The 12,495-nt window shown below is 63.8% G+C and carries 9 protein-coding genes; 2 read left to right on the forward strand and 7 right to left on the reverse strand.

Annotated features, from left to right (window positions below; genetic code table 11):
* Positions 1–25: 25 nt before the first annotated feature.
* From AC3EMP_RS17120 to AC3EMP_RS17140, 5 genes are all read right to left on the reverse strand, one after another.
* A complete protein-coding gene (locus AC3EMP_RS17120; RefSeq protein WP_023711598.1) occupies positions 26–1,666 on the reverse strand; it encodes an ABC transporter substrate-binding protein in 1,641 nt (546 codons plus the stop codon).
* Between the two features lie 414 nt (positions 1,667–2,080).
* Positions 2,081–3,067: an alpha/beta hydrolase gene (locus AC3EMP_RS17125; protein ID WP_023713599.1), complete on the reverse strand. Its 987-nt coding sequence runs from the start codon at positions 3,065–3,067 to the stop codon at positions 2,081–2,083.
* A gap of 3 nt (positions 3,068–3,070) precedes the next feature.
* Positions 3,071–3,748 carry an isochorismatase family protein gene (locus AC3EMP_RS17130; RefSeq protein WP_023824570.1) on the reverse strand — a complete coding sequence of 226 codons (678 nt, stop codon included), beginning with the start codon at positions 3,746–3,748 and terminating at the stop codon, positions 3,071–3,073.
* A gap of 313 nt (positions 3,749–4,061) precedes the next feature.
* The gene (locus tag AC3EMP_RS17135) at positions 4,062–5,366 is read right to left on the reverse strand and encodes a M24 family metallopeptidase (protein ID WP_023705794.1); all 1,305 of its coding nucleotides are present in this window, start codon (positions 5,364–5,366) and stop codon (positions 4,062–4,064) included.
* Between the two features lie 321 nt (positions 5,367–5,687).
* Positions 5,688–6,584 carry a GlxA family transcriptional regulator gene (locus tag AC3EMP_RS17140; protein ID WP_352499267.1) on the reverse strand — a complete coding sequence of 299 codons (897 nt, stop codon included), beginning with the start codon at positions 6,582–6,584 and terminating at the stop codon, positions 5,688–5,690.
* A 183-nt stretch (positions 6,585–6,767) separates the two neighbouring features.
* Between AC3EMP_RS17140 and AC3EMP_RS17145 the strand changes: the two genes are divergently transcribed.
* Positions 6,768–7,265 carry a GAF domain-containing protein gene (locus tag AC3EMP_RS17145; RefSeq protein ID WP_023730524.1) on the forward strand — a complete coding sequence of 166 codons (498 nt, stop codon included), beginning with the start codon at positions 6,768–6,770 and terminating at the stop codon, positions 7,263–7,265.
* Here AC3EMP_RS17145 and AC3EMP_RS17150 read toward each other — a convergent pair.
* Entirely contained in the window at positions 7,262–8,296 is a 1,035-nt protein-coding gene (locus tag AC3EMP_RS17150; protein WP_460221790.1) for a YeiH family protein, read from the reverse strand. The two genes, AC3EMP_RS17145 and AC3EMP_RS17150, sit on opposite strands and share 4 nt — an antisense overlap.
* A 248-nt stretch (positions 8,297–8,544) precedes the next feature.
* A complete protein-coding gene (locus AC3EMP_RS17155) occupies positions 8,545–11,271 on the reverse strand; it encodes an autotransporter domain-containing protein (protein ID WP_352710199.1) in 2,727 nt (908 codons plus the stop codon).
* 740 nt (positions 11,272–12,011) lie between these two features.
* On the opposite strand from AC3EMP_RS17155, the gene AC3EMP_RS17160 reads away from it, so the two are divergent.
* Complete coding sequence (locus AC3EMP_RS17160; RefSeq protein WP_352710201.1) at positions 12,012–12,482, forward strand: GNAT family N-acetyltransferase; 471 nt, start codon at positions 12,012–12,014, stop codon at positions 12,480–12,482.
* Positions 12,483–12,495: the final 13 nt, after the last annotated feature.

The following is a 12,495-nucleotide window of genomic DNA, read 5'->3' on the forward strand; positions in this document are numbered from 1 at the left end:
CCAGCCGTTTTCGTTCTGGAAAGGATCACCCCTCCAGCCACACCTTCTCAAAATGCTGCTCCAGCGACTGGTGCTGTTCGCAGCCCTGCACGCCTTTGCGATAGGTGCGGTAGACCGAGCGCCAGTAGGGCTGGATGATGATGCCGGCATCGCGCAGATTCTGCTCGACCCTGGCCATGATCTCCTTGCGCTGGGCGGCGTCCGGCGTTGCCAGCGCCTTGTCGAGAAGCGTGTCGAATTCCTTGTCGGCATAGGCGCTTTCGTTCCAGGCGGCGCCCGATTTGTAGGCGAGCGCCAACACCTGGACGCCGAGCGGGCGGCCCAGCCATTCGGTTGTGGAGAAGGGGTATTTGCTCCAGTCGTTCCAGAAGGTCGCGGCGGGCAGCACGGTTCGCTTGATCTTCAGGCCGGCCTCACGCATCTGCGCGGCGATCGCATCGCCGGTGCTCTTTTGCCATTCGACGTCGACCGAGATCAGCTCGAATTCGTGGTCCGTCTTGCCGGCCTCGGCGAGTAATTTCTTGGCCTGTTCCGTGTCGCGCTTGGCCGGGCCGATATCGGCAAATTCCGGGTGCATCGGGCCGACATGGTGATTGTCGGCAGGCTTCCCGCGGCCGCCGAGGCCGAGCGCCAGCACGGCCGAATTGTCGACCGCAAGCTGGGCGGCGCGGCGCACCTTGACGTCGTCATAGGGCGCGTTGCCGACATTGAAGCGGGCAACGATAGTCGAGCCGGTGGCGATCTCGGAATTCAACAAGCCCATTTGCTCGGTCTGCGACACGGCGTCGGACGCGGTCTCGTGGTCGGTGTCGATTTCGCCGGATTCGAACGCCGACAGCATGGCGTTGGGGTCGGAGCCGTAATCGACCCATTTGATGCCGTCGAGGTAGAAGTCGCCCTTCCACCAGGGCTTGTCCTTGCGCTTCACCTCCGCACTGGTCTCGGCATTCCAGCTGACCAGTTCGCAGGGGCCGGTGGTGATCGCCAGCGCCTTCATCGGGTCGTCGCCGCCCTCATAGGAGCGGTGCATGATCAGCGCGGGATAGTCGGCCATGCCGGCGATCAGCGAAATGTCGGGTTTCGGCAGATTGAGCTTTACGGTGAAGTCGTCGACCTTCTGGATGCCGCCATCGACCGGCTTCTTGGTGTCGGCATTGACCAGCGCGCCCATGCGTGCGGCGACCGAATTGCCGGCGACGGAAGCATCGCACCAGCGGCTGAGATTGTGGATGACGTCATCGGCGTTGAAGGCGTCGCCATTCGACCAGGCGATGCCCTTGCGCACATGAAGCGTCAGCGTCTTGGCGTCGTCGCTGGTTTCCCAGCTTTCGAGCAGCCACGGCTCGAAGGTGAAGTCGCGGTTCCAGCGCACCAAATATTCGTTGCAATGGCGCGCTACATTGGACATTTCGACGCCGTCGAAAGTACGTGGATCCTTGAAGCCCTTGACGTTCATGGCGACGCGCAAGGTGCCGCCGCGTTTCGGCTCTTCGGCCCGGGCAGGCGAAGGGGAAAGGCCGCCCAGCGCCAGCGCGCCGGCGGCGCTGACGCCGAAGCCGGCCATGATGGCGAGATATTCGCGCCGGTTGACGCCGCCTTTCCTGAAATCATCGGCAACGGGCTTCGCCTGCGGGTGCAAATTGCGGTCGGTCAGCATGAATTTCATCGTTGTTCCCTCTTTTGTCGGGCGCCCCGACGGTCCGCCTCCGCTGGGGGGCGGATGCGATCATCGGGCGCCGTTGCCTGAGCAGGTGATGATAAAGCGGGCCGATCCCGGGAAATGTTCTCATTTCCGCAATTCTTGTGCGCCACTCCGCAGAGGTAGACGGCCAATCTCCCCCCTTGTGGGGGAGATGTCCGGCAGGACAGAGGGGGGCGCTGTCCCGCCATCCCGTCTGCCGACTGGAGTATCTTCACAGATAATCGTTGCGTTGATTTAGGATACTGAAGGGCCGCGATCCTTCGCGCCCCCCTCTGGCCTGCCGGCTTTCGTCGTTCGGAAAGCCAAGCAATTGGCTTTCCATCCGCTACGCGGACCACTCCTCAACCCCCATGAGGGGGAGATCAGCGCTTCGCCGCCTCAATATGGCCAGTCGTTCTTGCCGAGCACGGCGACGGCGGCGATGGCTGCAAGCGTGCACACGAACGCCTCGCCGGCGCGCGGAACACTTTTGCGGGCGCGCAGAAAACTGTGCACCAGCCGCGGCTCCTCATACCACCAGGCGCGGCCGCCGGCGGCAACGACGCGGTCGCGATAGGTCTCGCCGTCCGACGACAGCGGATCGCACTGGGCAGTGATGATGACAGTCGGCGGCAGGCCGGAGAAGTCGTTGTCTTTCAGCGGAGAAAAAGTCGGGTCGTCGGGCGACTGTGCCGGGGCAGCGCGAATGGTGCGGTAGAACGCGATGTCGCGCAGCGTCAGCAACGGTGCCTCGGCATGTTCGACATAGGAGCCGGCACTCTCGTCGCCGCCGAGGCCGGGATAGATCAGCACCTGGCCGGCCGCCCGGCGCAGGTGGCGGCGAGACGCGTGCGCGACCGCGGCGGCAAGGTTGCCGCCGGCGCTTTCGCCGACGAGCACGATCGGCAGGTCCGTTGTCACCGCCGCCCATTCGAACACGGTCAGCGCGTCGTCGAAGGCGGCCGGGTGGGGATGTTCCGGCGCCAACCGGTAGTCGGCCGAGACAACGTCGAAACCGGTGCCGGCGCAGATCTCGGCGCAGATGTCGTCATGGCTGTCGAGCCCGCCAAGCACAAAGCCGCCGCCATGATAGTAGACGATGACGGCGCGCACGGGCTTGCCCGCCATCCGATAGTAGCGGATCGGGATGGCGTGCCCTGCATCGGCGGCGATGATGCCGCCGCTGGCCGAAACCCCTTTGGGATAACCCTGATGGAAGGCGCGGCACATCGCATCATAGACCGACCTTTGCTCGGCGATCGGAAGTTCGGCGATTTCTGGCGGGAACCAGTCATTGACCAGGTCGATATACTCCCACAGCGCCGGATCGAGCAGGGTGGCGTATTTCCCCCGCCTGGCGGTCTTGAGCTTGTGGACCGTGCCCATCTCTCAGAGCTCGCCGTAGAGCCGTTCGGCGTTTTCAAAGGTGAAGCGCAGCGGTACCGAGCCTTCGACCTGCCATGCATCGATGGTGTCGCCCGCCATCAGCCGGCACGCGTCTATCGTGTTGGTGACGGCGCCGCCATAGAGCCGGTTGGCAAGGTTGAGGATGGCGGTCTGGTGCATGGCGGCACTGCCGCTGCCGCAGGCATCCTTGACCAGAAGCACGCGAAAGCCGGATGCCACCGCGTCCTTCACGGTGGCGTCGATGCAGGCCTCGGTCCAGACGCCGGCGACGATCAGCCATTCGATGCCGCGCGCCTTGAGTTCGGTTGCGGCAGGCCCGGCGCCGAAGGCGCTGGCCTGCGTCTTGACCAGCATCGTCTCGCCGGCCGCGGGCGCCACTTCCGGGCAGATTTCCGTCAGAGGATCGCTCTTGTCGGAAAAGGCGGACTTGCCGTCGGCGTCGAGCGGATGGAAGGGATGCGCCTTGGCGGCATCGACGATATAGGCCCAGTGGCAAAGCGGCACGAAGTTGCGCCGCGCCGCCGCCTGCAGGCGCTGGACGTTGGCCAGCACCTCGCCATAACCTTCGACCAGATAGCGCTTGTCCTGCCGATGCTCTTCCTGGAGGTCGATGAACGCCGCGGCGACCGCGCCGCGTTTGATCGAGATGGGGCTTTTCATGCGGATGGGCCTATGCCTGTCGTCGCCAACGCCGCTCGGGTCGTGTCGACGCAAACGGTGGCGATTAGCGGGTGCCTCCCCACCTTCGTCATCCACGGGCGAAGCAGGAGCGAAGCTCCGTCGCGAAGACCCGAGGATCCATTCCGTGAGGTTGGCCGTGGGGTGCGGCGGAGCAGAACTTGCACCGTTGCGGCGCGGATGAGTCCCGGCATGGATCCTAGGGTCTGCGCCGCGTCGCTGCGCTCCTTGCTTCGCCCTAGGATGACGACGGGATTGGCGTTCGCGCTGGTTGCCAAGGGATGCGAAACGACCATCAAACCTGTTTCTCCAGAAACTCATCCTCGTAGGGAAAGCGCGACAGAAGCTCGGTGCCGGTGTCGGTGATCAGGATTTCGTCCTCCAGCTTGACGCCCTCGCGGCCACCTTTCTCGCCGATATAGCTTTCCACGCTCACCACCATGCCGGGCACGACAACACCGTCGCGGCCATAGGTCTCATAGTCCATGGCATGCGCGATGAACGGCGTCTCGCCATGCATGCCGACGCCATGCATCACCGAGGTATAGCGCTGGTCGACGAAACGGTCCGGGATTTTCCACGCTCTTTCGGCGATCTCGCGAAACGCCATGCCAGGTTTGACAATCGAAATGTTGTGCTGAACCTGGTCGTGCGCCATGCGGTAGAGCGATTTCTGATAGTCGGTCGGCTTGCCAGGCCCGCAGCGGAAGGTGCGCGAAAAATCGGAATAATAGCCATAGCAGCCGATCGTGTCGGTATCGAGCGCCAGAAGCTCGCCCGGCCGGATCTTGCGGCCGCTGGCCTCGTTGAACCACGGATTGGTGCGCTGTCCCGAGGTGAGCAACCGCGTCTCGATAAACTCGCCGCCCTGGCGGATCACCTCGCCATACATGATGGCGAACAGCTCGTTTTCGGAGACGCCGGGCTTGATCGCCTCGCGCACGGCATAAACAGCGGCTTCCGCGCCAGCCATCGATACCTGCAGGCATTTGACTTCCTCGGGTGTTTTCACCGCGCGCACCGCCAGGATCTCGCCCTGACAATCCCTGACGTCGCAGCCGCGCTTTTCCAGCGCCAGCGCCTGCAAATGGCTGCAGCGGTCGAGCCCGAGCTTCATCGAGCCGCCGCCATGTTTCTTCAAAAGCTCGGCGATCTCGTCGGCGAAGGGGCCGGCGGTTTCGTCGTCGCGGCCCGACACCGAAGACCATACCAGCTTGGACGGGCGCGCCTCGTCGATCGTGTCGAGCACCATCGAGACATGGTAGCTCTGCGGGTACTCGAACAGCACGATCGGCCCGTCGGTGGGGATGAAGAAATACCGCGTCGAGTTGCGCAGGAAATAGCCGAACATGTTGCGCGAGCCGGTGGCGTAGCGCTGGTTGTAGGGGTCGAACAAAACGACGCCGCCATAGCCCGCCTCGCGCATCCAGCCGCGCAGTTTCGCCAGCCGCCCTTTGCGCAAGGCGTCGGCATCGATGAAGGACGGCTCGGTATCCGACAGCCACATGCCGCCGGCGGAGTCGGCCGCGACCGGGTGGCGCATGCGGTCCTTGAAATCCACATCCTCGGTGCTGTCCGGGTCGAAAACGACGATGCTCATGGTGCGCCTCCTGAAGGCCTGAACATAGCTACGAACTGCAGAATGTCTGTGCGAGAATCCGCAGATGTCGTGCGAAATGCCGCAAGAGGGCATGGATACAAAGGGCAATGTTGCGATCCTTCGCGCCCCCCTCTGTCCTGCCGGACATCTCCCCCACAAGGAGGGAGATTAGCAGCTTTCGCGTCCCGCTCGCCCTGCAACGATGGTGATTGGCGAAAGCCGAGGCGACATCTGATCTCCCCCCGTGTGGGGGAGATGTCCGGCAGGACAGAGGGGGGCGCTGTCCCGCCAGCATCTCACCGCGTTAGCGCGCAGCGCCCTCTAATGCCGCCGCATCGCCTTCGGCGCGTGCCCATGCTCCTCGCGAAACGCTCGGGCAAAACTTGACATGGACGCGAAGCCGCAGGCCAGCGCCACGTCTCGCACCATCAGCGTCGAATGGGCCAACAGGTCGGCGGCGCGCCGCAGCCGGAGCCGCCGGTAATATCCATTGGGCGAAATGCTGAGCTGGGCGCGGAAATTGCGCTCCAACTTGTCGGAGGAGACGCCGAGACGGGCCGCCAGTTCCGTCATGCCAAGCCGCTCTTCCACCGCATCCTCCATGATGGCGATGGCCGACAGCACCAGTTCGTTCTGGACGCCGGTGCGCAGCCTGAGCGGCATCAGCTTGCGGTCGACGCTCGAGCGCAAGGGGCTGTGCACGAACCATTCGGCAACGCCCGTCGCGAGCTCGCCGCCATAATCGTTGGTGATGATCTCCAGCATCATGTCGAGGCTGCCGACGCCGCCGGCCGAGGTGAAGCGCTTGCGGTCGATGACATAGAGGTCGCGCCGAAGCTCGATATCCGGGAAGGCCTCGGTGAAGGCGGCCTGGCTGGTCCAGTGCAAGGTGCAGGCATGGCCGTCGAGCAGGCCGGCCCGGGCGAGGAAGAAGGCGGCGTCGGCCACCGCGCCGATATGGGCGCCGGCGCGCAGGCTCCTGCGGATCCAGGCAACCGCATCGTCCGCGACAAGCAAGTCCGCATTGCCGCCGGAGCAGACGACGATGCGGTCGACCTTCGGCGCGCCGGAGGCCGAGAACCCCGGTTGTATGACAACCCCATTGGACGCCTCGGCCGTGCCCTGGTCGGCGCCGACGATCACCCAGCGGTAACAATCGCGCTTGGCCAGCACGTTGGCGGCGCGCAATGGCTCGATCACCGAACTGAACGCCATCATCGGAAAGCCGGGAAAGACCAGCACGGCGAAGGTGAGGGGACCTTCGCTCGCTGCGGGTTGCGCCCGGTCGTGTGTTTGGCTGGCACGGTCGGTATTCACAATTGTGTATTTCCTGGGAGCGTCATTGGTGGCAGACAGGAAATGTAGCGGGCTTTTTGGCCCGCCGGCAATGGAGTCGACGCCATGTTTGCGGCCCAGACCATCGACAGCACCGACAAGCCGGCCTTCTACCGCGAACTGGCCACCCAGTTGAAGGCGCTGCTGGAAGGCGAGAGCGACTCCGTCGCCAACGCCGCCAACACATCGGCGCTGATCTTCCAGATGGTGCCCGATCTCAACTGGGCCGGCTTCTATTTCCTGGCGTCCGACGAGGAGCTGGTGCTTGGACCGTTCCAGGGCAAGCCGGCCTGCGTGCGCATCGCCGTCGGCAAGGGCGTGTGCGGCACCGCGATCGATCTCGAAATGTCGATGCTGGTCAAGGATGTGCACGAGTTTGCCGGCCACATCGCCTGCGACGCCGACTCGCGCTCGGAACTCGTCGTGCTGCTGAGGGACAGTGACGGCGTCTTCGGCCTGATCGACCTCGACAGCCCGACGCCCGGCCGCTTCGACAAGGACGACCAGGCCGGCATCGAGGCGCTTGCCGCGATCTATGTCGCGGCGAGTTCGTTCGAGGACTAAGCGAACTTCACCAGCATCAGGCTGAAGCAGCCGATGAACAGGAAGGCGCAGGAGGCGAGCGCCAGCGGGCGAAGGCCGCGCGAGCGCAGCTGCGAAATGTTGGCCTGCAGACCCATGGCGGCGAGCCCCATGGTCAGCATGATGGTGGTGGCGAACGCCATGGCCGACTTCACTTCGGCCGGCACGGCAACCAGGCTGTTCAGCGCCACGACGGCGACGAAAGCGGCGACGAACCACGGTATCGGCGGCCGCGCACCGGATTGGCTGCTTGGGCGATCGCCATTGCTCTTGCGGCGCGTCATCAGGCCGAGCGCGATCACCATCGGCGCCAGCAGGGCGACGCGGGTCAGCTTGGCGACGGTGGCGATCTCGCCGGACTGGGCGCCGTTCTGGAAGCCGGCGCCGATGACCTGTGCCACCTCGTGGATCGAGGCGCCGGCCCACAGGCCGAATGCGTGCTGGTCGAGGCCGAGCACCGGCGCCAGCAGCGGAAAGCCGAGCATGGCGACGGTGCCGAACAGCGTGATCGAGGCGACGGCATAAGTGACGTCCTCGTCGCGCGCATCGGTGACGATGTTGGTGGCAACGATCGCCGAAGCGCCGCAGATCGAGGTGCCGGCGGCAATCAGCTGCGCCAGCTTGGCGTCGACGCCGATCAGCCGGCCAAGCGTAATGGTGAAGACGAAGGTCGCTCCAAGGGTCAGCGCCACGATGCCGACGCCGCCGGCGCCGATGGAGACGACCTGGCCGAGCGTCAGCTGAAAGCCGAGCAGCACGATGGCAAAGCGCAGCAGGCGCTTCTGCGAGAATGCAATGCCGGCCTTGGCGTGGGCGGGCGTGCCGAGCACGTTGGAATAGATCATGCCGGCGACGACGGCGAGGATCATCGGGCTGAACAGCGCGAAGCCGGAGACATTATGGGCCGAGAAGGCCACCCCCGTGATCATCGCCACCAGCACGATCCCGGGGATGACGCCATTCCACACGGAACCGAGCCGCTTCCGGCCCACGGCCAGATCGGCGGAAATCATGCTGATCGGAATATCGTTCGCTAGCTGGGCGGCGGAAGACAATGCAATTCTCCACGCAAGGACCTCAGGAGAATGTCATTCCAGAATCGATCTTTCCAACGAATTGTTTTTGTTGAAATGATCGATTTTTGTGAACGTTTAGGGCGGCCGAGGTCAGAATGAGAAAGAGCGGCCGGGCGAAACCTGGAGCCGCCCTAGATCATGATGAATTCCCATCACGATCTAACCCCACTTTTTGGGATCATGCCCTAGTATTTCATCCCAATTCGCGCGGCGATCGTATGGTCCTGGCTGTCGCCGTTGCTGCCGACCGCGGTGCTGTAGTTCAGCCCGAAGGCAATACCGCCGATTTGCGCATCGACGCCGAGCCCGATTGACAAATAGTCGTTGGAAAAGGCATCTGCGTCCAGCGCGTAGGGCGTGGTGCCGATATCGGCATAGCCGAGGCTGACGCGGCTGGAGCCGGCAAAGTCGTGCGTATACTCAAAGCGCGCGCGCGGTGTGAGCAGACCCCAGCTGGTAGGAATGTTGTTCTCGATGCGCAGGCCAAGGGTGCCCGACAGCGTGTCGACGGTCTGCTTGCCGAAGGTCAGATTATAGATGTCGCCACCCGTCTCGGTGAAGCCGTCAAGCGTGGAGTGGGACCCCGACAGACGTCCATAGGGTGATATCAGAGAGTCCGGCCGGCGAAATTCGTAGCCCGCCGTCAGCGACCCGAAGACCTGGCTTCCGTCGCGCGTTCCAGACGCGAAATCGCCGGTATCGGTCACATAGCGCTCACTGTCGAAATTGAGGGCGCCATAGCCGGCAAGGCCATCGACAAAAAAATCTGGCGCCGGGCGGTAGCTGCTATAGGCGGCGACCGAGATGGCATGGGCGCGGCTTTCGGTGCCGTTGCTCCCGACGTCGGTGACGTCATGGCCATAGCCAAACCCGAGACCGGCGGTGAAGGTCGGGGAAAAGCGGTAGTCGGCACCGACGCTCACGCCGACCAGCGTATGGTCGAGCTTGATGGCTCCATCGTCATCGGTGCCGAAATTGACGTAGCCGCCGCTCCAGAAGGCCAGTTCGCCAAATGGGTTCTCGGCCGGCAGTGACGACGTCTGGGTGTCCACGTCCGTGCCAGTTGAAGACTGTCCGGTCTTGATCGGCGACGCGCCGGTCGAAGTCCTGTCCTGCTTTGCGTTGGCGTTGGGCTGAATGCGCTCCGGATTGGGCGCTCCGTAAGTGGACTGCGACGATGCCGTGGCGATTGCGGCGAGCGCCGGATCGTTCGCCGCATTCTGCTGCTGAGCGTATGCGTCGGGATTGTCCGACGATTGCTGGACGGCAACGCTGAGGCCTATCGAATTGTGGCGCTGGTCGCCCTCATTGTGGAGCTGTTCCAGCCTCTGTCCAAATCCCTGGATCTGAATGTCGGCGAAGTGCTTTGCCGCCTCCACCTGTGCCCGAATCAGGCCGATCACTTCCGGATCGCGGGAGGGGTCGGGCCGTGCCGTGACGTTGATGGTCACGGTTGCCGGAGGTGACGTTCCGTCGGCATTCGAGAGCGTGTAGGTCAGGCTGGTTGTGCCGGCAAAGGTGGCTGCCGCGGCAAACTGCAGGATATAAGCGCCGCCATCGGGCACAATGGAAGCCGTGCCCGCTTCGCTCGGCGGCGGCGAGGCAATCGTGGCGCTGGTAAACGGCCCATTCGTAGCCCCTTGCGTCAGGTCGAGGGACCCGGTCGTTCCGGCCATCACGTCCAGCGTGTGGTCCTGTGCCGACGGCAAGTGGATCTCGACGACCACAGTGTAGTCACGTTGGCCGGTAAAGCCGTTGCTGTCCGTGGCCCGCACCGTAAAATCGTAATTGGCCGCGACAGTGGGTGTGCCAGCCAGTGTACCCCCAGGCGAGAGTGCGAGGCCGGGAGGCACCGAGCCGGAAACCACGGTGAAGGTGTAGGGTGCGGCGCCGCCATTGGGGCTGCTTGCGGTGATGGTCTGGCTGTACGGCGTGCCAATATGTGCATTCGGCAATGTTGCCGGCGAAAACTCCACCGTCACCGTGGTGCAGGACAGGACAAGATTGGTCACGTCGGCTCCCGCCACCGTGCCCGAGGCCGTCGTGACCGTGCATGTCTGGTCGGCCGGCTTGGCAGTAACATCAACGCTCCAGTTGGAGCCGGTCAGCAGGCCATCCGCAAAGGCAAAGGTGGTATCGCCGACATTCACGTCCCTGGTTTGCGTCCCTGCCGGCGAGCTTGATGTCAATTTCAAACTCACCGTCCCGGTCTGACCGCTCGCCGTGCCGCTGATCACATAGAGCGGCTCATCAAAACAGATCAATGCGGACCCATCGCCTGAATTGACGCCTTCCGCCACCGCAGCCGATTGCAGCGAGCCGGCATCCGATGATCCGCCGCCGCCGCCGCCGCCGGCGCCGTTCCAGTTCTGCTGGCACGAGGTCGTGCCGACGCCTGCGCCGCCACCACCGCCGCCGACAGTAGCCCCGCCACCGCCGCCACCAGCATATCCGGCGCCCAGGAAAGACCCTGAGAAATTTCGTGCAGTTCCGCCTTGGCCATTTGTCTGACCGGCCGTGCCAGGAAAACTATCGCACCCAGCGCCGATCGCGCCACCGGCACCTACAGTGCCACCTTCACCGCCAAAGGGGCCAAGGCCGCCCGAAACATCGGTTCCTGCCGAGCCGGATCCCCCGCTCTTGCCACCGGCGCCACCAGCTATCGAATTTGTAGTGTGCCAGCCCCCGTTGCCACCGCCGCCACCGCCGCCAGCAATTGCCAGGCGGGTTCCGCCCAGCCGCAGGTCGGTCGCCCCGCCACCATTGCCGCCGTCGGGAGTACCGCTCGCGCCACCGGGATTGACCGCGAGCGAGCCACGGCCGCCAACGCCGACAGAAAGGATGTCACCCGGCGCGACAGTCAAGGAACCGCTCACCTGGCCGCCGAGCCCGCCGGCGCCGCCTGGGCTCAATGGGCTGCCCCCGATGGTGCCGGCGCCGCTCTTGCCAACCCCGCCTTGCGCTCCCTTGAGGTATACTGTGGCGGAATGGGTGTTGCCAGGAACCGAGATGGACTGGTCGCCGCCAGTAAAGCTAAAAGCATGAGCTGTCTGTGTGGGACTACAAGACTGCCCGAGCGCTGACGTCGTGCCCGCGAGCGCGTAGACGACCGTCATCGCGCCTAACAAACGTGAGATTGTACGCTTTGCCAGCCCCCGATGCATGGCGCCCCCCGTCAGCCCGTCCAGTGCTTCTCCGCTTATATTATGATGCCAAGATTAGATCAAATAGAAATTTGAACCAATGGTAGGTTGAATGTCCAACAATATTAGCTGTTGCTGTTTTTTTGTACGCGTACGAGAGCCCTACTCGACGGCGCAGCAGTTTAGGCGAGCAACCACCGCGCAAGGTGAAGACTGGCGTTGCCTGGCAGTACACTTATGGCCTTGCCGGCGCCGCCCGCTCTAGCCGCGCGGGTCAACTCGGAGGCTGGGCCAACGCCAAAATCTTGACAGCGCCGCGCTTCCTGCTCCAGCGTGGCGTCATGTTCGTTTTCTCGTTCGCCATCGCCAAGCGACGCCGTTCCTGCACCACGCAGCGCGGCAAGCTGTTTGCGCGACGAAAAGGACCGGCCCAATAAAATTCCGGTTCGTTCGTTCCAGCCCCGCCCGCGACGTCTGCCGGCGGGGTTTTCATGTCTGGAGCCTTTGCCATGTCCAATTCTTCCATCCTGTTTCGGCCGGCCCAACCGGCGGACGCTGCTGCCATCAAGGACATTGTGCGTGCCGCCTATGCCAAATGGGTGCCTCTGATCGGCCGCGAGGCGCTGCCAATGCGCGCCGACTATGACAAGGCGGTCGCCGAACATCCGTTCGATCTCGCCATGGAAAATGGCCGCATCGTCGGCATGATCGAGACCATGCCGGCCGACGATCATCTCTGGATCGAGAATGTCTGCGTCGCGCCACAGGCGCAGGGCAGGGGAATCGGCCGGCTGTTGCTTGAACGGGCGGAGCAGAAGGCGCTGGAGGCCAGCTGCTTCGAGCTGCGCCTGCTGACCAATGGCGCCTTCATGGCCAATGTGTTGTTGTACAAACGGCATGGCTATACGATCGACCGGGAGGAGCCGTTCATGGGCGGCATGACGGTCTATATGAGCAAGAAACTGGGTGACGGCCGATAACAGGGAGGATCGG

This window comes from Mesorhizobium sp. P160219 (assembly GCF_057786095.1).